At 58.2% G+C, this 19,780-nt stretch carries 26 protein-coding genes and 2 pseudogenes; 13 read left to right on the plus strand and 15 right to left on the minus strand.

Going from position 1 to position 19,780, the window contains the following annotated elements:
- Together E6N53_RS15390 and E6N53_RS15395 are read left to right on the plus strand one after the other, a co-directional pair.
- Positions 1 to 119 (plus strand): annotated as a pseudogene (locus tag E6N53_RS15390) (IS6 family transposase); the annotation flags it as partial.
- 1,153 nt (positions 120 to 1,272) lie between these two features.
- On the plus strand, positions 1,273 to 1,620 hold the full coding sequence (locus E6N53_RS15395) for a hypothetical protein (RefSeq protein WP_142860452.1): 348 nt from the start codon (positions 1,273 to 1,275) through the stop codon (positions 1,618 to 1,620).
- A gap of 400 nt (positions 1,621 to 2,020) precedes the next feature.
- On the opposite strand, the gene E6N53_RS15400 is transcribed toward E6N53_RS15395, so the two are convergent.
- The 3 genes from E6N53_RS15400 to E6N53_RS15410 all read right to left on the minus strand — a co-directional run bounded on the left by E6N53_RS15400 (position 2,021) and on the right by E6N53_RS15410 (position 3,664).
- Positions 2,021 to 2,530 carry a hypothetical protein gene (locus tag E6N53_RS15400; RefSeq protein WP_142860453.1) on the minus strand — a complete coding sequence of 170 codons (510 nt, stop codon included), beginning with the start codon at positions 2,528 to 2,530 and terminating at the stop codon, positions 2,021 to 2,023.
- 112 nt (positions 2,531 to 2,642) lie between these two features.
- A complete protein-coding gene (locus E6N53_RS15405; protein WP_236642378.1) occupies positions 2,643 to 3,014 on the minus strand; it encodes a hypothetical protein in 372 nt (123 codons plus the stop codon).
- 137 nt (positions 3,015 to 3,151) lie between these two features.
- A complete protein-coding gene (locus E6N53_RS15410) occupies positions 3,152 to 3,664 on the minus strand; it encodes a hypothetical protein (protein ID WP_142860454.1) in 513 nt (170 codons plus the stop codon).
- 188 nt (positions 3,665 to 3,852) lie between these two features.
- Between E6N53_RS15410 and E6N53_RS15415 the strand changes: the two genes are divergently transcribed.
- The gene (locus E6N53_RS15415; RefSeq protein ID WP_142860455.1) at positions 3,853 to 4,902 is read left to right on the plus strand and encodes an RNA-guided endonuclease InsQ/TnpB family protein; all 1,050 of its coding nucleotides are present in this window, start codon (positions 3,853 to 3,855) and stop codon (positions 4,900 to 4,902) included.
- A gap of 240 nt (positions 4,903 to 5,142) precedes the next feature.
- On the opposite strand, the gene E6N53_RS21745 is transcribed toward E6N53_RS15415, so the two are convergent.
- From E6N53_RS21745 to E6N53_RS15440, 5 genes and pseudogenes are all read right to left on the minus strand, one after another.
- On the minus strand, positions 5,143 to 5,319 hold the full coding sequence (locus E6N53_RS21745; RefSeq protein ID WP_449421036.1) for a DUF7534 family protein: 177 nt from the start codon (positions 5,317 to 5,319) through the stop codon (positions 5,143 to 5,145).
- Between the two features lie 199 nt (positions 5,320 to 5,518).
- A complete protein-coding gene (locus E6N53_RS15425; RefSeq protein ID WP_142860456.1) occupies positions 5,519 to 6,091 on the minus strand; it encodes a helix-turn-helix domain-containing protein in 573 nt (190 codons plus the stop codon).
- A 140-nt stretch (positions 6,092 to 6,231) separates the two neighbouring features.
- A pseudogene (locus E6N53_RS21650) lies at positions 6,232 to 6,529 on the minus strand (hypothetical protein).
- A 309-nt stretch (positions 6,530 to 6,838) separates the two neighbouring features.
- On the minus strand, positions 6,839 to 7,378 hold the full coding sequence (locus E6N53_RS15435; protein ID WP_142860457.1) for a dihydrofolate reductase family protein: 540 nt from the start codon (positions 7,376 to 7,378) through the stop codon (positions 6,839 to 6,841).
- Between the two features lie 77 nt (positions 7,379 to 7,455).
- Positions 7,456 to 8,277 carry an IS5 family transposase gene (locus E6N53_RS15440; RefSeq protein ID WP_142860458.1) on the minus strand — a complete coding sequence of 274 codons (822 nt, stop codon included), beginning with the start codon at positions 8,275 to 8,277 and terminating at the stop codon, positions 7,456 to 7,458.
- A 169-nt stretch (positions 8,278 to 8,446) separates the two neighbouring features.
- Between E6N53_RS15440 and E6N53_RS15445 the strand changes: the two genes are divergently transcribed.
- The 4 genes from E6N53_RS15445 (at position 8,447) to E6N53_RS15455 (ending at position 10,074) form a co-directional block, all read left to right on the plus strand.
- Entirely contained in the window at positions 8,447 to 8,710 is a 264-nt protein-coding gene (locus tag E6N53_RS15445) for a hypothetical protein (protein ID WP_142860459.1), read from the plus strand.
- A gap of 63 nt (positions 8,711 to 8,773) precedes the next feature.
- Positions 8,774 to 8,905, plus strand: a complete 132-nt coding sequence (locus tag E6N53_RS21470) for a hypothetical protein (protein ID WP_269090099.1) — start codon at positions 8,774 to 8,776, stop codon at positions 8,903 to 8,905.
- A 213-nt stretch (positions 8,906 to 9,118) separates the two neighbouring features.
- A complete protein-coding gene (locus E6N53_RS15450) occupies positions 9,119 to 9,316 on the plus strand; it encodes a hypothetical protein (RefSeq protein WP_142860460.1) in 198 nt (65 codons plus the stop codon).
- A 401-nt stretch (positions 9,317 to 9,717) separates the two neighbouring features.
- Positions 9,718 to 10,074, plus strand: coding sequence for a hypothetical protein (locus tag E6N53_RS15455; protein ID WP_236642379.1), 357 nt, complete (start codon positions 9,718 to 9,720; stop codon positions 10,072 to 10,074).
- Between the two features lie 259 nt (positions 10,075 to 10,333).
- Here the strand turns inward: E6N53_RS15455 and E6N53_RS15460 are convergent, their stop codons facing one another.
- Complete coding sequence (locus E6N53_RS15460; protein WP_142860461.1) at positions 10,334 to 10,627, minus strand: hypothetical protein; 294 nt, start codon at positions 10,625 to 10,627, stop codon at positions 10,334 to 10,336.
- Positions 10,628 to 10,680: 53 nt separating this feature from the next.
- On the opposite strand from E6N53_RS15460, the gene E6N53_RS15465 reads away from it, so the two are divergent.
- Positions 10,681 to 11,931 carry an RNA-guided endonuclease InsQ/TnpB family protein gene (locus tag E6N53_RS15465; protein WP_142860462.1) on the plus strand — a complete coding sequence of 417 codons (1,251 nt, stop codon included), beginning with the start codon at positions 10,681 to 10,683 and terminating at the stop codon, positions 11,929 to 11,931.
- A 256-nt stretch (positions 11,932 to 12,187) separates the two neighbouring features.
- Here E6N53_RS15465 and E6N53_RS15480 read toward each other — a convergent pair whose 3' ends face one another.
- Entirely contained in the window at positions 12,188 to 12,766 is a 579-nt protein-coding gene (locus E6N53_RS15480; RefSeq protein WP_142860463.1) for a YIP1 family protein, read from the minus strand.
- A 113-nt stretch (positions 12,767 to 12,879) separates the two neighbouring features.
- Between E6N53_RS15480 and E6N53_RS20780 the strand changes: the two genes are divergently transcribed.
- Positions 12,880 to 13,035: a hypothetical protein gene (locus E6N53_RS20780; RefSeq protein ID WP_161596572.1), complete on the plus strand. Its 156-nt coding sequence runs from the start codon at positions 12,880 to 12,882 to the stop codon at positions 13,033 to 13,035.
- Between the two features lie 363 nt (positions 13,036 to 13,398).
- On the opposite strand, the gene E6N53_RS15485 is transcribed toward E6N53_RS20780, so the two are convergent.
- Entirely contained in the window at positions 13,399 to 13,776 is a 378-nt protein-coding gene (locus tag E6N53_RS15485; protein WP_142860464.1) for a hypothetical protein, read from the minus strand.
- A 74-nt stretch (positions 13,777 to 13,850) separates the two neighbouring features.
- Between E6N53_RS15485 and E6N53_RS21475 the strand changes: the two genes are divergently transcribed.
- Both E6N53_RS21475 and E6N53_RS15490 read left to right on the plus strand, forming a co-directional pair.
- The gene (locus E6N53_RS21475; protein WP_269090100.1) at positions 13,851 to 13,985 is read left to right on the plus strand and encodes a hypothetical protein; all 135 of its coding nucleotides are present in this window, start codon (positions 13,851 to 13,853) and stop codon (positions 13,983 to 13,985) included.
- Positions 13,986 to 14,064: 79 nt separating this feature from the next.
- Positions 14,065 to 14,523, plus strand: a complete 459-nt coding sequence (locus E6N53_RS15490; RefSeq protein ID WP_142860465.1) for a hypothetical protein — start codon at positions 14,065 to 14,067, stop codon at positions 14,521 to 14,523.
- A gap of 193 nt (positions 14,524 to 14,716) precedes the next feature.
- Here E6N53_RS15490 and E6N53_RS15495 read toward each other — a convergent pair whose 3' ends face one another.
- The 3 genes from E6N53_RS15495 to E6N53_RS20785 form a co-directional block, all read right to left on the minus strand.
- On the minus strand, positions 14,717 to 15,067 hold the full coding sequence (locus E6N53_RS15495) for a hypothetical protein (protein ID WP_142860466.1): 351 nt from the start codon (positions 15,065 to 15,067) through the stop codon (positions 14,717 to 14,719).
- A gap of 84 nt (positions 15,068 to 15,151) precedes the next feature.
- A complete protein-coding gene (locus E6N53_RS15500) occupies positions 15,152 to 15,409 on the minus strand; it encodes a hypothetical protein (RefSeq protein WP_142860467.1) in 258 nt (85 codons plus the stop codon).
- 47 nt (positions 15,410 to 15,456) lie between these two features.
- A complete protein-coding gene (locus tag E6N53_RS20785; protein ID WP_161596573.1) occupies positions 15,457 to 15,624 on the minus strand; it encodes a hypothetical protein in 168 nt (55 codons plus the stop codon).
- Positions 15,625 to 15,680: 56 nt separating this feature from the next.
- Between E6N53_RS20785 and E6N53_RS15505 the strand changes: the two genes are divergently transcribed.
- Positions 15,681 to 16,544, plus strand: a complete 864-nt coding sequence (locus tag E6N53_RS15505; protein WP_142860468.1) for a hypothetical protein — start codon at positions 15,681 to 15,683, stop codon at positions 16,542 to 16,544.
- 4 nt (positions 16,545 to 16,548) lie between these two features.
- Here E6N53_RS15505 and E6N53_RS15510 read toward each other — a convergent pair whose 3' ends face one another.
- Entirely contained in the window at positions 16,549 to 17,649 is a 1,101-nt protein-coding gene (locus E6N53_RS15510) for a M48 family metalloprotease (RefSeq protein ID WP_201741165.1), read from the minus strand.
- A gap of 1,293 nt (positions 17,650 to 18,942) precedes the next feature.
- Here E6N53_RS15510 and E6N53_RS15520 point away from each other — a divergent pair.
- On the plus strand, positions 18,943 to 19,770 hold the full coding sequence (locus tag E6N53_RS15520) for a DUF6159 family protein (protein ID WP_142860469.1): 828 nt from the start codon (positions 18,943 to 18,945) through the stop codon (positions 19,768 to 19,770).
- Positions 19,771 to 19,780: the final 10 nt, after the last annotated feature.

Raw genomic sequence — 19,780 nt, forward strand, 5'->3', positions numbered from 1 at the left:
TTCGTGAGATAAAACGACGAACTTCTTCGTTCTCAAATACGTTCTCAAACACACGACTGCCGACCGCGGAGTCGTGGCTCAACGCCTTCGCCGTCTGGTGGAATCGATGCCAAAGTTAACACGACCCGCCTTCTTCGACGTGCAAGATGTCAAGTGAGTCGCTCCGTGAGCGTCCCGATTCACGATGGTGGTACGGTGTCGCGTTCTTCATCGGAGTTTTTCTAGTAGTGCAGGCATCGTACGGTCTCCTTCAGTTAGTGAGCGAACCACAGGCTGGGTCTCCTCCAAGCCTTGTCCCCGCTAGTCCAGAGACTGGCTTGCTGTTCTTGTTCTCCCTCCTCACGGTGGCAGCGACGGTGCTCGTCGGGAGTCTGCTGGCTCCGCTGTACTCGGTGTGTCTCTATCTCGATGTCCGTACGCTCCATCAAACCAACAGTAATTGGATACCCAGCCGAGTGCTGTGGGGCGTTGTTGCCGTCCTTCACTTGGGTTCGTTCGTGTTTTCAGCCGTGCAACTGGTCACGATTCCGGCGGGTGTACTATATCTCTACAGGCGCCACAAGAAAATCGGGCTCCGATAACCACACAACCTCGCCCTTCTGCAGTGACCGATTTACGATCCGTATGTAACATGGCCGCAGATACCGCCCCGAACGCGATCAGAGGGGGCGGACAGAATACAGAGGGTGCAGGCAGTAGTGGTCACTTGCTATCCAACAGAGCAGGCTTCACGAGGTAGAATGTGAGCAGCACTCCAGCAACGCCACCAAGCCCAGTCATCACTCCCGCGATGAGTGATTGGCCCAAAAAGACCGAAACAAGAGTCACAAGTGCTACTGAGAGGGCGAACAAGCCAATGGCCCAGTTGGGAGGTCTGTTCCGGGAGGAAGCTTTCACCTGAGTTTCTCCCGCTGTCTAGGTTATAAATACAAGAGGCCAGGCCGTGTTGACTATGCACTCTGTGTCTCATTCACCAACTACTCGAACCCTGTCAATTCCTACGTGCGAGAGATAGAGGATGTATAGTAACGTTTGAAAGAAACTGCTCATGCTGTTTCTCAGGCCACCGTCGAAACCGGCTAGGATAGTCCGCGAGACGCACTCGGTTACGAAGAGTTTCAAACGCTACCATATCTCTCATGGAGGCTCCCCGTTTGCTACATCTTGTCTGGATGAACAGCCCGCGAAGTAGCGCGTGCCTATTGTCCGCGGAACAACCGGAATAGGAACATACCGGTTCCCAGGCAGGCACCGCCGAATAATAGTGATCCAGTGAGCTTGGAGGTGAAAGAACTGTTAACTGAGAGTTGCCACAGTACGGCAACGACTGTTACAGATAGAATCACACCCCAGCCAACCAAGCTGAGGGAACCGTACCTCTCCACAGTATACGGCTCTGCTGCTGACGTTAAGACTGTTACGTACGTCAGCGTTATTGAGCGATTTGAGCCCGCCGTTCTAGGGATCGAAGGTGGCACCGAACGCCACGCGACGACGCCGGCGACGGTGACTGCTCCGAAGGGCGCCGCGACCGCGGCGAATCCGACGAAGGGTCCCGACGATCCGGTCCCGACGGTTACCGAGAAGAGAAGCGCGCCGACGAATTGTACGACGAAGTAGAAGGCTGCGGCCCCCGCAGCCGCGGTTGCCATCGCGTGTTCGGCACCGATCTTACCGTCGTCGCCGCGGGGTAGCCGATGGAGGTTCTAATAGGGGGTCACGGCGGTTGGAGCGGGGAGACCCATACTGGAGACTCACAGTATTATCAATTCATTCTTTTGACGGCATCGACATGAGTCTAGACCCCTATCAGCCCGCAGAACACTCTCAACCGGGTCTACACGTTCACAACATTCACCCGGAGCAGACTGAAACCAGGTCGATTCGGGTAGTAACGCGAGGAAGGCGAGTGAGACGACCCCAGGAATCAGTGGAAACACCAGCAACGTCGGGCAGTCTGTCATACACCGTTCGCAAGCGCTACTGCAACCAGTCTGAACAGTCAATACAGTACTGCATACTAATCGCCATTGAAATATGGGATTGCTATATGTATGAGAACGAACAGCGCTAATCCAGATAAGATAAAAACAAACCCAATCACCGGTTGTTCTCCCCAGGGTAGTTCGAGTGGCGCCCTGTCAATCAGACCCACCCTATCTGGGTTACGTATTTGTCCCCAACTTAGTGCAGCGCCGATTGTGACGAGTATCCACGGGCCGTATGTGCCGACTGTAGCTAGATATCCGGTAGTTTGAGTCGGGGCATGAGATGTGGCGTCTTCTGCAATCGTGTCTGAATCGACGTCGAACCTGTATGTGGTATCATCCCCAGTCGTGTCTGATTCGGTGTCGAACCTGTCGTACCAACCGGCGTACAACAGCACCCCGCCGAGTGCAAACAGGGCCGTCCCGAGCGTAGCTGTTTCGACGGGTAGTTCGACCCAGTTGGCTGGAAGGAAGTACAGTATCGCCCCACCAAGCATGAGTATTATCGGAACGTATCCGAGTATTGTCTCGATAGTTCTCATGTCATGAACATTTTACCCGAAGCATTTCAATAACACGCAGTCGGGTTGTGTTTCAGGACGATGGGGCTCCAGATCATCATTCGGAGGCGGCGTTCGAGACGTGCGAATACCATTACGAGTCCTCCCGTACGGACGGCGCTCCGGTTCCAGTTTCATCCCGCACGACGAAGTAGAGAACCCAGACGACGAAACCTCCCATCCCTCCGAAGAACACCCCGAGGAACGATCCGGCACCCCACGCGAATGCGTGAGGTTGACTTCGGCGCTTTGCGTCACGATATATCCACACAGCAACACCAATATTGACGAGAAACAGTACGACGGTAATTCCAAGCACGATGAGGAGTTCGATATTGACCGGACCTCCGGCTTGAAGAACGACCGACATGATTGTGTGTTGAGAGGGAGCCACTATAAAAATGAACGTGGATTTCGCGGCCACGAACCGGTTATTCGCGGCCGTGAAACGGCTGAAGAGGCTCACAGGCAACGTCTACGACCTAGCAGCGCCCCGGTCGTATGATGCGACAGCAGCAAACGCGGCTCTGTTGAGCCCCTTGTCAGCCGATTCATGTTGCCTTTGTGGTGGTCAGTACAGGTGACTCACAGACCAGAGTGGGTTCACCGCTGGTCTTCAGTGATGTACCGCTCATAGCCGTACCCCACAAGCGCACCGAGTGGAACGATGATGGGGGCAGTAATGAGGCCACCGAATACAGCGATTAGAACGGTCAAAAACAGGAACTCGGAGATAGCACCAGCGGGCGCGCCAGCGGAAACCCGACTCAGCGAGAATATAAAACCTATCGAAGCCGCGAATACGACCAGCGTACCGAACGCTGAAGCGACGCCTGCTGCGGCGCCGTAGAGTGGGTTCGGCTCATCCGGCATCATCACGCGCCAGACGACAGTCCCGACGAACGCAGCGACAATCGGTGCGAAGATACCCCCGAGTAAGATGATCCCATTCACTCCCCGTGAATACTCCGCTATACTGGCGGAGTCGAATCCTTGGGCCCTGAACGTCTGGAAGATGTTCCAGAGGTTAATCAGGACGGCACCAAGGAGGGCCGACCCGCCGGCAGCGAGGCCTGCCCCGACATCCCGCCGAGAGACACCCAGATAGTTGGTCATGTTCTAATCGCTAAAGATTGTGACTGCTTACTGATAAAAGAGATGTGTCCCTATTACGGAGATTCAAGGAGAAAGCCCCGTGCTTTAGCGCGGGGATGAATCCGACACTACCTTTCACGAATCATTGCCGATAGCACGGTCTGATATTCCAATAGTTTCTTAATATAGTAACTATTGTTACAAATGTAATGGTCACGGTGACTGTCACCGCGAAGTTCCACAATCCATCCCTCTCACGGAGGAAAGAGTGGCAACAGGGTACTCGTCTCTACCGTGACACCAAGCAGTTCTGTATCGACGGGTGGGAGAACGGTGACTTCGGGAAATCCGTGACCACTGCCAGCATTGACAACGACCTCTACTCGGCCATTCAGAACCAAGCCATCCGAGAGGCAAAATCCGACCACAACAAAGACGGAGAGGTTCGCTACCGAGAGAGTCAACCGTTCGCCGTCAACAATCAGAACTGGGAGATCGACACGACCGAGAACGGCACAGTCGTCGTCGGCTTCCCGTGCGTCTCCCAGTGGTGGTACACGCCTATCGAAGTGTACGACGACATTGCCGACCCCGTAGACCGGCTGGTCGAGGGAAACGCGGACAAGACTCGCCTACAGGTCTACCGTCGTGGCGACGACTGGTACTGTACGTTCAATATCGAGTACGACGCCGACACGTCGGGTGAGACGCCCATCGGTGTCGATATTGGCGAACGTCACATCCTCGCTGTGACGGCCTACGGTGAGGCCGAGTCGATGCTGGTGTCGGGTGGTGAGGCGAAGTACGTTCGACGCAAATATCGTTCCCTACGCGATTCGCTTTCGGAAGCGGGTGCGCTTCGCGCACGCAACCGTGTGGGTGACAAAGAACAGCGTCGCATCAAAGAGCTGAATCACAAACTCTCCCGTCGTCTCATCACGTTCGCGGAACAGTTCGAGAACCCCGTCATTCGGATGGAGGATCTCGAAGGTATCCGTGAGAATAGTTCGTGGTCAGGTGTTCACTCGTGGCATTTCCACCAACTCCAACAGTTCATCACGTACAAAGCCGAACGTGCTGGTATTCGTGTCGAGAAGGTCGATGCGTACCACACCAGCCAACGATGTTCGGAATGTGGTTCGATGGGAACCCGTGATGGCGACCACTTTTCGTGTACGGAGTGCGGTCGAGGAAGACACGCCGACCTGAACGCTTCGGAGAATATCGCACAACGGGAGGGAGAACCATGCACGGTCTAACACTTCGGGTGAGGCGAACCGTGCTACCTCGCTGGTTGGATAGCCAGCCGTCGTTGACGCCCGCTGTATGCGGGGAGGAAGGCCCCATTGACAGGGCTGTACGCGCTGAAACGCACACCGTTGGTCACAACCCGGTGGCAACCTTCGACGGGTCACGCGAAAGCGTACTTGCACCCCGAGGAAACGCGCAACCTGAATATCCACTTCGTGGAATCCTCGCCCTTCAGGGCGGGGAGGATGTCAATGACGTTTGTACACCAGCCAGTACGAGAGTGGGAGTGTAATCGTGAGGATCACGAACGTCCCGAGTAGCTGGCTATAGACGTCTGGAGGCGAGATCTGGGCGGCGATTGCGAATCCGAGGATAATAAGAAAAGACTCGTAGATGACGAACCGGGGAAGGCGTGATAAGTTCATAATCTTGACTCGTACTGCCCTACGAATAACTCCACCGACGACCTTGCAGACCTACCGAGCGGCTGTTGCACGGTCCGGTGTGTCTAAAGAAGAGAACTTCAACAGAGCCGCAAACGCTTATGTAGTTAGTTCGATCCGTGTCAGTTACCGGAGACCGACTGGGCACCGACCGTGTCACTGCCATCGGTCAATCCAGACCCTACCGCACAATGCGCTCGCCAGCGAACAGGAACAGTCCGGCGATCAGTAGCTGCAGTGCGGTGACGCCGACGAACAGCCCGCCAGTCGCCAGGACGGCAGCGAGAGGTTCAATGGGACCTCCAGTATTGTCCAACAGTCCGAGAACAACGAGGGTCGTGATGCTGCTGAGTACAACTATCACCGACAACCCAGCGAGTACGAAGAGCCGGAGGCCTGCCGTGTCCGAAACTGTGAGGAAGCCGATGGAGAGCCGATCGTGCGGGGCTTCGGCGGCGAGGGCGTCTTTTCCTTCGGGAGATAGCGGCCAGTTCGACTCCTGGTAATTGATGTAGTACAGCGTGACCGAGTCGGGATACGTTTCGGCGGCCACGATATCGATTTCCTGCAGCTCGTTCAGTCGATTCCGAACCGTCGCTTTGCTCACGTCCGGCTTAACGAGCGCTTGGAGCTGACGAGCCGAAAAGAACGGCCGCTCGGAGTCGACCATCGTCTCGACGACGTGCTTCTGGGAGAGCGCGTCGTCGAGGTTCTGATCGAGCCGATTGTCGATCCAACTCGGAAGCTCGGACACGGTGGTTCGGTTGAACAGCCGGGAGAGTATAAATACCGAACCGGATTTCGTGGCCGCAAACCGTGAATCAGCAGGTGTGAAACGACGGGGTACTGGCGATCGCAGCGAATCGGTGTGGCGTATCGATTCGGCCTTCTCTTTCAGCGAGTGAAGAGTTCGGGTATGAAGACGATGTTCGCCAGCATACTCACCAGTACAGAGAGGGCCGTGAGCCGTAGGATACCCGCCGCCAGCTGTCGGGGCCTCGGGGGAGACTCAGCAATACCGGCGATGGCTATCACAGCGATCAGAAACTACGGCACTGACTGGTGTCGCACCTTCCACAACGACGTAGTACCCAAACGTGCCGGACAACACGAGTGCTCCACAGAGGTGGACCAGTGCAAGGGGACGACCGGAGGGCTCGCTAAACACGATTTCGGTGATGATGGAGGGCATCGCGTTAGCCATCTCCCGCGACGGACAAATGCTGACTGGATTGGCTTCCCTGCGATAGGTCCACTCATATCTGCGCCGAGCAAACAGCCCGATGGCTCTGACCGACGCGCGGTCTATCCAGAGTCTATCAGTAACAGCATGCTCGATAGAGAGTGTGTATGCAGCACTTCGGTTCTGCGTATGGTACCGGGCACACGGTGCATTCTTTGAAGTAGAGAACAACGGCTCTGTTGAAATCCTATTGTTGCGACACCTTTCTCGCTGAATCAGCCGTTAGATAGGACTGCGTATCCCGCAGTATTCGATCTGTTAGGATACCTCGTAGTGGTGTTCTACGATTCCGCTGCCGTGTGTAGTCGTGTCGACGAGGCTCAGTCTCTGACCGTCGTATTCACCCGAGAACAGCGGTATTCCCTCTCCTAAGAGAATCGGAATGAATGATAGTCGGATTACATCGATCTCTCGCCTCTGGAGAAATGACTGTGCGAGTTGTGCGCCACCGACCAACCATATGTGGTTGTATTGCTGTCTGATTTCAGGCACAAAATCTGCTATCTCGTCGTCAACGAATTGTACTGCCTCGGTTGCGGGTGAGAGACTTCTGTGGGTGAACACGTACGTTGGCTTGTTCCCATAAGGCCACTCACCGAAGTCGATAACTTGTTCATAAGTCGCTGACCCCATTACGAGACAGTCTACTGTCTCGAAGAATTCCGAAAATCCTTCGACATCCTCATCGCCGTCCGACTCCGTTTGAAACTCTTCCAGCCAGTCAACGCCACCCTCCTCATCGGCAATGTATCCATCCACGCTCGCCGCGATGTAGAGTGTGATTTTATCTTCACTCATATGACCTCTTATCGACGCTGATCGTCATTAGAGTTCGGAAGTACATCTTAGTGCTGACCATCCCCTATATCTAACGTTCAGAGTCCCTTGTCGATGTTGTGGGTGAGACAGCCAATAGCGAGTTCACGGAACTGCTTCCACCAGCGTCGTGAGCGGACGAATGCGCCGTATTTACGTTTGAGACGAGAATTCACCGTCTCGTTCTGACTCCGCTGCCCGTAGAGGTCAGCGTCAAGTCGGGAGTTCCACGCCTTGTGGAGTGGCGAAAATTCTCGGTGCTTGATGAGCGGTCGAACACCCGTTTCACGGGCTAACGCGCGAATCTTCTGGTCATCGTACCCCTTGTCACCGAGGAGTATCGCTACTTCATCGGTATTCCGCTTGATGAGTGACGGTGCGATCTGTGAGTCGTGCTTTCTGGTCGTCGTCACGTGCAGATCAATAACCGCGTTTGACTTCGTGTCTACGAGAAGTGTGACTTTCAGCTGCTGAATCGTCAACTTCGTCCGCTTCGTATAGTGCTTCGAGGCGTGACTGCGATCAAAACCGGATGCATCGATACCGACGATACTGTTGGTTGGGAGAATAGTGACTGAGAGATTGAGAAGAACCCGCCAAACAGCCATATCAAGACGGTTGAACGCTTTACACAACGTCGAAGGAGATGGGATCTCCTCAAGATCGAGGGTACTCCGAATCCGAGGCATTTCAATAAGTTCGTCAAGAAGCGCCCGGTACGTCGTATTCTTCCGCACCTTGAGACAGAGGAGGACGATGTGTTGATGAAGTGTGTACCGCCGTTTCGAGAATTTCGACGAGTAACGAGCGACTGCTCGCTGAGCCAACTGCATAGCTTGCTCAACGAACCGGAGTAACCGCGACTTCGGGAGGGTTTTCATCCAGTCAGACTACTAAGCGAACGAGTAACCCTCTGAGGATTTCAACAGAGCCAGAACAACGTATATACCGAACATGGGGTTAGGTGGGGGAATCGCCGCCGTCTGTAAACAGTACGGCCCGGGCCGGCTTCCGTACGCACATCGGCGGGATGTCGGCGCAGGCTATGCGATGGCAACCGTCGCAACACTCACGACGACGGCGTTTATTCTGGTGACACAGCTCGTCGGTATCTCGACGATCATGTCCTCGTGGTATGCGGCGTACGATGGACCGCTGCTCGAGCAGGTCATCGGAATGGTCGCGACGGTTCCCGGAGGATTCCTCGTCTGGCGGGTCCCGAGACTTCGCGTGTGGCGTGGCGTTCCAGCCGGGCTCGCGGCGATGGTCTTGATGTACCCCGCGAGCACCCTGGTCGATTTCTTGGTCATATAGCCGCTTCAGCAGTTGGTTGCCGGCCCCCCCATGTCGCTGTCGGAGTTTCTCTGGCTGCCGATAGTGGCACCGATCTGGGCGGTGGGCTTCGCGTATGCCGCGTTCACGACGACGTTCTGGCTCTCCTTGCCGGCCGGTGCGCTCGGGGCGTACATCCACGAGTACGGTCGAACGCAGTCCACCGCATCGCAATAACCCAACTGCTAGACGTTCGGTTAGTAGATGGCTCCCGATCCTGGGCGAGCACTGCGTCCGCGGTCGATCTGACCCCCATCCTGCATTCGTGCCTGGTATGCAGTACTACCCTCTCTAACTCCTCAGTATGTGTCAGTACCGGTGTGCCCGATACAGAGGGTGTGTACATCACTTCAACGAAACGATTAGTACCGTTGCAAGTAGTCGGTGGATATGGATGACGGCACCTCGTTGATTGTAAGCAGCTTGGGTATGCTGATAGTTGGGAGTTATCAATTATACGCGTACACGGCTGGAGACTCCAGTACAGGGCGACTCTGGCTCGCAGGAGTAGCATTTCTGGTGATGCTGGGAGCAATCTATTCTGGAATGAAGATGAGGGCAAAACGAGATTCTAGAGAATCTTTCTGACATGATGGCTAGAGCATTCGCGCTCTGAATTCAGCACGGGCCTGAAGAACTACCAGCGTGCAGTCAGAACCGGCGTGACCGATACAGAGGCTGAGTTCAGCAAATCACCGATTGTGAATCAGGAGTGTATGCATTCTGTTCTACCAACAAACCTACAATCAAAACTGGAGTAGAGAGAATATGCTACCGAATACCTCCGTTAAGTTGGCTCTCCTTGGAATTGCTATCTTGGTGGCAGGCGTCGGTGCTGTGGTTTGGGCACGATATATTCTATCTTGGATACGCAATTCGAGGAGCTGAAACCTCCAATAATTGGCGAGGAGATGCCAGTTATGTTGACCGACTTGCGCTCTGTATGCAGCATAGCTCGTTTGAGTTTCTCAGTATCTGTCAGGAACGGTGTGACCGATACAGAGGACGAGTTCAGCAAGGCGAGGGTGATGAATAGCAGCACAAATGAGGTAGTCGTCATTTTATTGTTGTCAGCCACGTCATGCGTCATTATGGAGCCCTCCGACAAACTCAATGAAGAAAACGTTCGTGCCATCGTACGTGACGAGCTTATTGGTACAAGTCGCACACTGATTGGAACGATATTCTGGACAATCCTCTCTGTATTTACTGTTCTCGTAGGTCTTCAACTGTTCCAGCTTGCATTTTCCACCTCGTCAGTTCTCGGTTTAGTCGGGGTTCTTCTCGCGGGAGTGCTCGTTCTCGGAGCAAGTCTCTACCTCCTCTATCTCCTCCACTGGAAGTAGCAAGAATTGTTTGAGGCGACCCTTCCAATCTTCGAATTATGGTTGTTTCGAAGTGACCGACCCGCGCTCTGTATGCAGCACAGTTCGTTTGAGCTTCTCAGTATCTGTCTGGAATGGTGTGACCGATACAGAGCGCATAGTCAGCAAGACGCTGCCACCCAAGACTCCCCCTGACGTGAATCAAGGTTACAGGCCGGAGTACTCCTATACTGAGAGCTGAGCAGGTAGTGTCGATCCAATATAGTCCACATGTTCGAAGTCACTGGGGACAGAGGCGGTATACATGAATCGTTCCAACTCGCCCGAAGCAGGGTTCATCGACCCGAGTGGCGATAACGCCGAAGCCGTCCAGAACCTCGCCAAGGACGTCGTTGATCAGCTCCTCGGACAGCTTACAGGGACACAAGACCGGTCGCCGTTGCCAGACGATTCCACCATCCCCGAGGTCAGCATAATTCGAGGTGGAGCCTCCGGCCTCAAGGAGCGACCGGAGCGTAGCGGAGAGAGCGAGTAGGCCGGAGAGGAAACCGACATAGTACGACACAACCGGCATACCCGACCGGCAGACTCCCAAGCGTATAACCACCGCCGCACCTTCTCTGAAGTATGGACGTGCGTCGAACCGCTGTCGTGAAACTCGCCGTTTCCGATGAGCAACGCGACGCACTCCACCGAACCGCCGAGCAATACCTGTACTGCGCGAATCGAACCGCCGACTACTGTTGGGCCGACGCCTCCTACACCGAGTGCAAGACCAACAAGCGGCAGGTTCGTGACGCGCTCTACGCCGAACTTCGAGAGGAGACGGACCTACAGGCACAACTCGTCCAAGCCGCCATCAAACGCGCCGTCGAAGCCGTCAAAGCGTGTGTCGAACGCTGGAAGAAGAGACAGCGCGTCTCTTGTCCGACGTTCACCGCCGAAACGATGGACTACGACGCCCGGAGCGCGACCATCTACCGCAACAAGGTGTCGCTGGCAACTGTTGAGGGTCGAATCGAACCCACGTTCAGTCTCCCGGCAGACAGCCCGACGCCCTACGAGCGGTACGTTCTCTCCGGGGATTATGAGTTCCGTGAGAGTACGCTCCGGTACGACGCGGCAACCGACGAGTTCTACCTCAACATCTCGACTCGGCGGATTGACAGCGACGACACAGAGGTTCCAGCAGATACCGGGCACCCCGACCAAACGGTCCTCGGTATCGACCTCGGTGTCAACAGTCTCGCCGTCTCCTCGACCGGCACGTTCTGGCAGGGAGACGACTACGACCACTGGTGCCACGAGTTCGAGAAGCGGCGTGGTGAAATGCAACAGCGCGGCACGCAGGCCGCGCACAACGCACTCCTTCGCCTCGGCAAGCGTGAAGAAGCGTGGCGGAAACAGTACATCCACACCGTCGCTAACGAACTTGTCACAGAAGCCGTCGAACACGACTGTGACGTTATCGTGTTCGAGGACTTGACAGACATTCGAGAGCGACTACCGCACGCGAAGTGGCACCACGTATGGGCGTTCCGACGCCTGTACGAGTACGTCTCCTACAAAGCACCCGAGCGCGGTGTCTCCGTGGAGCAAGTCGCACCGAACCACACGTCCCAACGCTGTTCGCGGACGGACTGTGGATTCACGCATGAGGATAACCGCCACGGAGAACACTTCAAGTGCCAGAAGTGTGGGTACGAGGTGAACGCGGACTACAACGGTGCGAAGAATATTGGGCTACGGTACGCTCGCAAGCGGACACACAGACTCCGTTCCTCGCCCAAGTCGGGGGGCGGAGACGTAGAAGTAGACCTACGTGTGAATGGTGGGACGTTGAGCGGCGAGAGTCACCAGCCTATTGCTGGCGACTGATTGCCGGGAGTCCACATCAAAGCCCCACCCTCAAGGACCGAGGCGCGGAGCGCCGAGGGAGTAGGGTGGGGTAGTTTACTTGACCGAGACTATCGCCAGGGAGTTCGGCCTCGGGCCCGACGCTGGCGGAGTCCTCACTAGTGGCGGTTCGCTTGCGAACCTTCACGCCCTGTCAGTCGCCCGGAACAACGCGTTCGACGTTCACGAGAGGGGCTCACCGGGCTGGATTGCGAGCCGAAAGTTCAATAGATTCACACTACAGCAGCAGCGACAGCGAGTAACCGATTGGAATCGTAATCACGAGTCCCGCGACGAGACGGGCGCGTCTAACGCCGAGGTCGCGTGCGTCCTGAATCGCGTACGTGAGGAGATAGCCGATCCAGAGATACCCAACAAGACCGGTGAGTGCATTGAACGCGACGAGCCAGAAGGGCATCGTCCCGGGAGCGGTAATCGCCGGCAACCCACCGAACAAGTAGAGAACCAACACGGTCGCAGTGGAAACGCTGTTCGCGATGAGGAGCGGCAGGGCGGCCCACCCGATGTTCGCAGCCGTTCGCGTGACCGACCCTGAGCCACCAGCGGCCTGCGACAAGAGGTAGACGAGAACGGTCGAACCCATCCAGATTCCGGCCGCGCCGATCCCCCCACCGATGAGCACCGCGACGAGAATCACCGCCAGTGGGAGTTCGAAGCCGCTCGCCTGGTTGACGAACGGAGCGCCACTTGTGACGGCGACGACTCCCGTCAGGTAGAAGATGGCAGCAGCACCGATCAGCGAGGGCGTTCGTTGGGCGAAGAACTGACGTGGGGCGAACAGCGGCGTGGAGGGCATCGCTCAGACGAAAACACCACGAGATAACTGATAAACCCGTTGGCCAGCCCGAGACACTCCCGTTCGTCGGTGGTCTCGAACTACACGGCGTGCTAGGCTTTTTGAAATCCCCGTTGTCAATCGGCCCGGACGGGAGCTTCCTGCTCCTGTTGACGGTCGGTGTCGTCGTCCCGACTCTCTCCGATGAGTACTGGTCGCCGTACGACCGAGCGTGGAAGGCAGTCGGCTGGGTGGTCGGTGCCTCAGTAATCGCGTCGGGGTGTTCGTGAGTCTGTACTGGGTCGGAAGCGAACTGGTCGGGTTGTCCCCGCTCCTGGCCAGTGCCGGTGCGTTCCTCGTCACAACGATTGGCGGTATCGCCATCCTCCGCCGGTAAGTCTCAAGCGGTTCTTCGGGATACGCCTGAAAACCGACAGTGGGTCACATCGTCGCTCAAATCCTCGTCGAAGCCTTCGCTGGATTGTTTGTTCCGCCGCCCACCGTGTTCAGTGCCGACGTTTCCTGTCGGCATGAGCTCCTGCCCACTGCGTGACGGGATATGCTCTGTCTCGTCACCCCCACCACCCGTTTTCAGTCACTGGACAAACCACGGCGGCGACCCAGTTTCGCCGTGGAGCAGCCCACAGGAACAGTCACGGGTGGGGGTTCGCCCACTCACGATACAGTCCTCGATACGCCACGATCGCCCCGACAATGAGTAACGCGAACGGGACAGCAGACAGGGGGCTCTCGGGGTTCGTATAGGCAATACAGAGCAGCGATAGCAGCCCGAACGCGAGACAGGCCACAGCCCGTACCCGCCACCGTTCCACCGTCTCTCGGTCGGGGAGAAGCTGGTAGTACACGCCGACGAGAGCGAGAAGAGTGACCCCATACTCGGCGCCGTCCGGCCAGAACGACGTGTCGAGAAGGTCGTCGGCGAGCGCCAGACACCCAAAGACCACGCAGACGGCGAGACAACAGTACAGACACAGCCGGAGCGTTCGAGACGAGACAGTGTGGAGGGCCATCGTCTCGGGCACGAGAGCCCAGAGGTAAATAGCTATCAAGTCCAGGCCCGTTGCTCGGTACGACAGGAACTCCGATGCCCGACGAACACGACACGCCGGCGGACGGTGAACGAGTGGTCGCGGCGCTCGACGCGGTCGACCGCGAAGCGCTGTCGGAACTGCTCACCGAACTGCTCGTGGAGGCGGTCGACGCGGAACGAGAGGAATGACACGGGAAGGAACTCATCGACACGACGCCGCCGACACGCCTGTCGAACCGAATCGCGCGGTGGGAGGCGCAACCGAGTGATGAGTTCGGATTACGACAGACCAGCGCCGCTGGTGGACCTTCTGGAAACAGTCGGCCTGCTCGTCCTCCCCGCAGTGGTGGTGGGTCTCTCCGTGAGTGCTCTCAGCGGACCCGAGAATTTCGTCGCCGGTGTCGCCATCGGTGGACTGTTCGGGGCTATCTTGGCAGGGCTCAGACGGGGGTTCGTTGCCGTTCACACGAGCGACGGAGTCGAACGGAGGCAGCGACCGACCCCGGACGATACCGCGTGGGCACGCCTCGCAGACGTGGAGTACGACCCGCGGTACGACCGCGTTCTCACGGTCGTCCTCTTCGGAATCGCTGTCGTCGCGTTCGGAGCGATTCCGTTCGTCGACCCACAGAACGATTCATTGAGCCTGCGGCTCGTACTCGTCGGGTTCTTCGGACTGGTGAGTGCGCTCGTGAGCCTCGGAGCTTCGGGTGCCACGGACAGGTAGGTGCGGATTCGGGGAGAGGCGCATCAACGACGCCTGAGCGGGCGTGACCACCTCCACACATACATCCCCGTCAGGGGAGGGTCCACTGAATGCGCTAATCCCCGCTCGCACGCGAAGAGTCGATGAAATGAGATGAGATGAGGCATGCTTCGGACGTTGCGATGAGGGGAGCCGCTTGATTTCGGGCGCGCGACTACTCGTGTCGTTCGGTTCGCTCCAGCGCGACACCCGCGTACACACCACCGAGCCATACGCCGCCGAGAAGCAGGACTAACGGAAGCCCATCGGCGGGCGACAACAGCGAACTGTACTGTGGGGTGAACATCACGACGGGTGCAAGCACGCCGACGAGAGAGTACCAGAACCGAGCGTGTGACCCGGACCTCCCCCGATGTTCGGGAAACGCGAAGAGACCGTACGCCGTAATCGTCCAGACAGCCGTGAGCACAGCGCCGAGTACCATATCACCACGCTGTATCCCGAACAGATAGCCAATCGAGAGGCCGACTGCCGCTCCGGCTAACCACGAGTAGCGAGCGTCCATGTCGGTGTGCACTCACCGATTCAGTGTAACCGTTCTGTTCGCACCGGCAGAGACGCGAGCAACGAGTAGAGACGAGTATTGCCGTCAGAAGAGCCCAGTCGTGGTCGACCGCGAACGGCCGTTTTTGATCGTGAGAACTCCCATTGCGGCCAGTGTAAGCCCACAGACGCACAGCACGACGACGAGGAGCATTCGGAACGGGTCGGGAAGCACGCTGGCACTGACGCTGTCGAGAAACAGTAGAGATTGCCCTCGCCCGACGAGGAACAGGCCTGTCGGGAGGGTACCCAGAACAATCATAATCGTACCCGAGACCAGGTCCTCAATCCGGTCCATTTCCATCGATGTACCCACTCCCCACACCCACTTCGTTCTTGTCCCCACCGCAATCACCCACGCCCCGCGACGAACCCCCCGATGGTGAGAACCGTTCCGACGAGAAGGAGAAGACCGTTGACCTCCTCGGGCGCGAGTCGCAAGTCCTGAAAAACGTAGCCGAGCAACGTCAGCTGGACACCCAACAGCATCTCTCTGATACCACCGAGGACTGTCTCCATACCGGTGTCTCTGTGGACCTGATATAAGTATCCTCCAACACGTGTTCTACACGACCATGGCCTCCGACCGGAACGTGGTGGTGAGCCTGTCAATCGGGCTCGTCCACGCAGCCGCCCTCCTCCTCGTCGCCACTCAACTCGGCTATGCAGTCGGTCCCAGCGACTACTCGCTCGTCGGGATGGGGTGGCGGTACGGTGGTCTCATCGTCGTCGCTGCAGTGCCAGTGTGGCTCGCCCTGCGGTACACACTGGTTACACCGCTGTGTGCACTCGTCTTGACGACCGGCTACGTTCTCGGGATGGAACTGTCCCCACCCGGACCGACGTTCCGGGACATCGCAGAACTCGAGCGACTCTCCGAGCCGACCGGCATCATCGTCGTCGAGAACGGCCTCTACATCGTCCGGTACATGCTCAACGCGTCCGTCTGGACGGTCGGGTTCGTCTTTCTCGGTCTCGTCGAATACGTGAGTCGACTGGACTGGGACTGGCTTCCGTCGGTTCCAACTCCACTGCAGTGGGTGCCGATACCCGCCTCGCGGCGACGGGCAGCGACTCTCGCGACTGCTGGCGGTGTCCTCCACGCCGGCGTGATGGTGTGGTTCGCCGTTCGGCTCGGTGTGACCGCGACCGGTGGCTTCGAGTTCCTGTTGTACCTGTTCAGTACCGTAGGAATGTGGCTGCTCGCCGCCGTTCCGCTGTACCTCCTCGTGCGCCACCGGCTCGTCTCTCCTGGGACTCTCCTCGCGGTGTTCGTGCTGAATGACGCCAGAACGGAGTTCGTCGCCACTGTCGACGACCCGCACGCCTTGTACTTCGGGGCCTGGTTCGTCTTCTTAGGGGTCATCCTGGTCGCTGCAGGCGTCGAGCTCGGAGGACGGCGACTCGCGCTCCTCGAGCGTGTTCCGTCGTTGGAGTAGCGGTTCACGCTCGCAGACGGTCGATTCGGTCGCCCAACGCGACGTTCACCGAGAGCGGATTCGGGACTTGACGTCGGGACGGCTCCATCGAGTGGACCGCCGCGTACCGTTCGAACGCGTCGACGACGGTCGAAGCGCCGACCCGGGCGGCGGCGTACTCGTCGGCCGCCCGGACGCCGCGGCGCGTGAGCCAGAACCCGACGAGTACGACTCCGACGGCTGCTACGACGAGGAGCCACCGGGCATCGGACCCCGTCACAGCCGCGACTAGCAAGACGCCAGCGACGATGACGGTCCCTGCACGCCGCGCGAGCAGCCGTGTGCGAACACGCCCCGCCTGAACCGCGAGCAGGGCAGCCGCCGTGTCGTCGTCGAACCGTTCGAGGAACGTGCTCGTGACGAATAAGCGCCGGTAGCGGGGAGGGCCACGAACGAGGGCGTTCGCCGTCTCCTCGGCTTCAGTGTCGAGGATGCGGACGTCTCTGACCTCGAGTCCAGCACGCGTTTGCAGGGCGTTGAGGCGGTCCACGGTCTCTCCGGTGGGTTTCGTCGTACTTCGGAGCACCGTAATAATCCATGGCGACCCAGCCAGGGAGCCGACGACGACCACCGCGAGACCGAGCAAAAGTCCGATGGGTGACGCGAGAGTGCCCCAGAGGCGAAGCGGCAGGAGGGCCACGGCAAGAACGACGCTGACACCGAGAACGTATCGCGCCATTCGGGCCACGGCGGTTCGAGTCGACAGGTCGATGTCACGGGCCGAGCGAATCCCGCGAAGGGTCGGTGTGTAGGCTGCGAGGCCGACGAGTCCGGCAGCCAAGAAGCCGAAGAAGTCGGCGACGAGTGTGCTGACCGGTCCGGCTGTCGGGACAGGGAGCTTCGCGGCGAGCGCGGGGCCGAACGCCAGGAGGGCAAGGACACCGTACGAGAGGAGGGTGAACGGAAGCAGCATACCGAGGTAGAACAGTCGGTACTTGCCAACCGGATTCGACAACCGGCGAACGACGGCGCTCCCAGCCGCCCCCAGGATGAACCCACCGACGGTCAGTACAGCCAACATCGCCGCTGGAGGGGCGAGAGCGGGAGGGGTCGCTTGCAGGACCATCACAGGACGAACGCGATGTCGCTTCGGCAAAAATCGTATCGACTTCTGTTCGTCTCTCCCCACGGCGACGTGGAGGCCGAGACGAGTTTCCGACACTGCGACACTCCCGTCCTGTGACACAGCGAGCATGGGGTATCGAACACAGCGACGCTCGACATCCTCCCCACCTCTCTGCTCCTTTCAGGGTCCGTATGTCTGGTTCGACACGGCGGAAAGAGTACGGCTGGATAACATTTGTCATCCTACACTTATTTACAGTGTCGCGAGAACGACCTGTTCCATGCTCTCCAAAATCAGAGAAATCGTCTTCAGTGAGCCCTCTGGGAGAATCCATGCGTTCGTAATGGTTGCTGGCTCGCTCGTCATGTTGAGTATCTACATCTACTAGGATATTCTACGCGGCGGTTCCTCCATCAGTTCGCTTATCATGGCGGTTGGATTCGCGCTGTCTGGACTCGCCGAGTCCCTTCCGACGGAACACCGACAGATGGCTGGTGGATTGCGTGTCACTGCGATTCTGTTGTTGACCGGTCTACTCAGTCTCACGCTCTTCACTCCCGACGTTGTTCTCGGGCCATCGTAGGAGAGCCCCGTTCAATTCGCACACAGACGTACCAGCTGTTTCAGTCGGAGTCGTGTCGAATCAGTAGCCCTTCGCAGGGTCGATGCGGTGTACCCCGTCTCCTTCCGAGAGCTACTCCGGAAACCCGCCCAGCACACCCCATCGAAGGCGGTAGGCGACGGTTCCCAGACACTGGCCGAGGGCGAATCCGTACCCTCCAGTGACTGACGGGGGCCGAAGCCAGACTCGAACGATGTTGATGACCACGACGAACGCGACCCGACGGAGACGAGAACGCCGAATACCAGCGAAGTCGTAATCGTGAGCAGCATGGTACGAGACCGCGTAGACGACTCCCGCTCCAAGCAGAAGCACTGGGGGACGCCGTGAGTCGAGGCCAGACTGACGTCTCGCGACGACGACCAGGACGAGGATCCAAACCGCGTTGGCGACAACCTGGAAGCGTGCGCGGGTTCGACGAGCAAGCACGATTCGACAAGAACAGACCGGATAATAACCTTTGCTTCGGAGGGATGATGCGGTCCTACCATCCGGCCAACAGCTGGGGGATGACAGTGGAACAATCAGTCCGCGTGGGACCAAACACGCCAAGCACATCGAGCGGTTTTCAGCTCCTCGATCGGGGGCTGATCTGGTGCGTTGAGCGACGGTCTCGGGTATCTCCTACGTTCTCCCCGAGATTTATTTCATCGGAGGGGGTACCACCGGCTATGCCCTCCAAGTACAGACGAGGTCTCGACATCACGTCCGAGAGCCTCGATATGTTCAGACAGAACGCGACGCTCGCGGTGCTCCCCGCGTTGAGTCTGCTCGCCGTCGGGAGCGCATTTGCCGTCCTCGCTGCGCTCGCGTTCCGGCTCGGAATCGTCGACTCCCTGTTCACCAACGACCGCTACAGGTACGGAGCGTTGTTCTGTGCAGTCGCGGTCTCTTCGAGCGTGGCGACGTTCTTCAACGCAGCCGTGGTGCACTGCGCTGCGCGGATGTTCGACGGCGAGGAGACCTCGGTCCGAGACGGCCTCGCCGCTGCATGGCGCGTCCGTCGGCAGGTCGCGACGTGGGGAGTGGTGGCCGCGACGCTCGGGACACTCATGTACGTCCTCGACGAGAAGTTCGGTGCCATCGGGAGCCTCGCGAGACTCGTGTTCGACCTCGCGTGGGTCCTCCTGACGTACTTCATCGTCCCGGTCATCGTCCTCGATAGCGAGACGGGGATTCGACGACAACTCCGCCGAAGCGGGTCGCTCTTTCGGGAGACGTGGGGCGAGAGCGTTTCCGCGACTATCGGCGTCAGCGTCGTGTTCTTCGTCGCCGCGATTCCGGGACTCGTGCTGTTGGGCGTGGGATACTTCCTGCTCGACGGCCTTCTCGGGACAGCGGCGCTCGTCGCTGGTGGGGGTATCGTCGTCGCTTGTCTCGTCTGCTCCCAGACCGTCCAGGCGATCGTCCGAACGGCGCTGTACCGGTACGCGACGACGGGTGAACGGGTCGGCCCGTTCGCATTCCGAGATCCGGCGGGCGTGTTCCCCGAGAAGTGACGGCGTCGGT

Origin of the sequence: Salinigranum halophilum (assembly GCF_007004735.1) — an archaeon.
GTDB classification, from domain to species: domain Archaea; phylum Halobacteriota; class Halobacteria; order Halobacteriales; family Haloferacaceae; genus Salinigranum; species Salinigranum halophilum.

Bases quoted from the DNA above. Each gene is read 5' to 3' on its own strand.
- E6N53_RS15400 (WP_142860453.1), bottom strand. From the start codon at position 2,530: ATGAGAACTATCGAGACAATACTCGGATACGTTCCGATAATACTCATG.
- E6N53_RS15410 (WP_142860454.1), bottom strand. From the start codon at position 3,664: ATGACCAACTATCTGGGTGTCTCTCGGCGGGATGTCGGGGCAGGCCTC.
- E6N53_RS15415 (WP_142860455.1), top strand. From the start codon at position 3,853: ATGGTCACGGTGACTGTCACCGCGAAGTTCCACAATCCATCCCTCTCA.
- E6N53_RS21745 (WP_449421036.1), bottom strand. From the start codon at position 5,319: ATGAACTTATCACGCCTTCCCCGGTTCGTCATCTACGAGTCTTTTCTT.
- E6N53_RS15435 (WP_142860457.1), bottom strand. From the start codon at position 7,378: ATGAGTGAAGATAAAATCACACTCTACATCGCGGCGAGCGTGGATGGA.
- E6N53_RS15440 (WP_142860458.1), bottom strand. From the start codon at position 8,277: ATGAAAACCCTCCCGAAGTCGCGGTTACTCCGGTTCGTTGAGCAAGCT.
- E6N53_RS15445 (WP_142860459.1), top strand. From the start codon at position 8,447: ATGGCAACCGTCGCAACACTCACGACGACGGCGTTTATTCTGGTGACA.
- E6N53_RS15450 (WP_142860460.1), top strand. From the start codon at position 9,119: ATGGATGACGGCACCTCGTTGATTGTAAGCAGCTTGGGTATGCTGATA.
- E6N53_RS15460 (WP_142860461.1), bottom strand. From the start codon at position 10,627: ATGCCGGTTGTGTCGTACTATGTCGGTTTCCTCTCCGGCCTACTCGCT.
- E6N53_RS15465 (WP_142860462.1), top strand. From the start codon at position 10,681: ATGGACGTGCGTCGAACCGCTGTCGTGAAACTCGCCGTTTCCGATGAG.
- E6N53_RS15480 (WP_142860463.1), bottom strand. From the start codon at position 12,766: ATGCCCTCCACGCCGCTGTTCGCCCCACGTCAGTTCTTCGCCCAACGA.
- E6N53_RS15485 (WP_142860464.1), bottom strand. From the start codon at position 13,776: ATGGCCCTCCACACTGTCTCGTCTCGAACGCTCCGGCTGTGTCTGTAC.
- E6N53_RS21475 (WP_269090100.1), top strand. From the start codon at position 13,851: ATGCCCGACGAACACGACACGCCGGCGGACGGTGAACGAGTGGTCGCG.
- E6N53_RS15490 (WP_142860465.1), top strand. From the start codon at position 14,065: ATGAGTTCGGATTACGACAGACCAGCGCCGCTGGTGGACCTTCTGGAA.
- E6N53_RS15495 (WP_142860466.1), bottom strand. From the start codon at position 15,067: ATGGACGCTCGCTACTCGTGGTTAGCCGGAGCGGCAGTCGGCCTCTCG.
- E6N53_RS15500 (WP_142860467.1), bottom strand. From the start codon at position 15,409: ATGGAAATGGACCGGATTGAGGACCTGGTCTCGGGTACGATTATGATT.
- E6N53_RS20785 (WP_161596573.1), bottom strand. From the start codon at position 15,624: ATGGAGACAGTCCTCGGTGGTATCAGAGAGATGCTGTTGGGTGTCCAG.
- E6N53_RS15505 (WP_142860468.1), top strand. From the start codon at position 15,681: ATGGCCTCCGACCGGAACGTGGTGGTGAGCCTGTCAATCGGGCTCGTC.
- E6N53_RS15510 (WP_201741165.1), bottom strand. From the start codon at position 17,649: ATGGTCCTGCAAGCGACCCCTCCCGCTCTCGCCCCTCCAGCGGCGATG.
- E6N53_RS15520 (WP_142860469.1), top strand. From the start codon at position 18,943: ATGCCCTCCAAGTACAGACGAGGTCTCGACATCACGTCCGAGAGCCTC.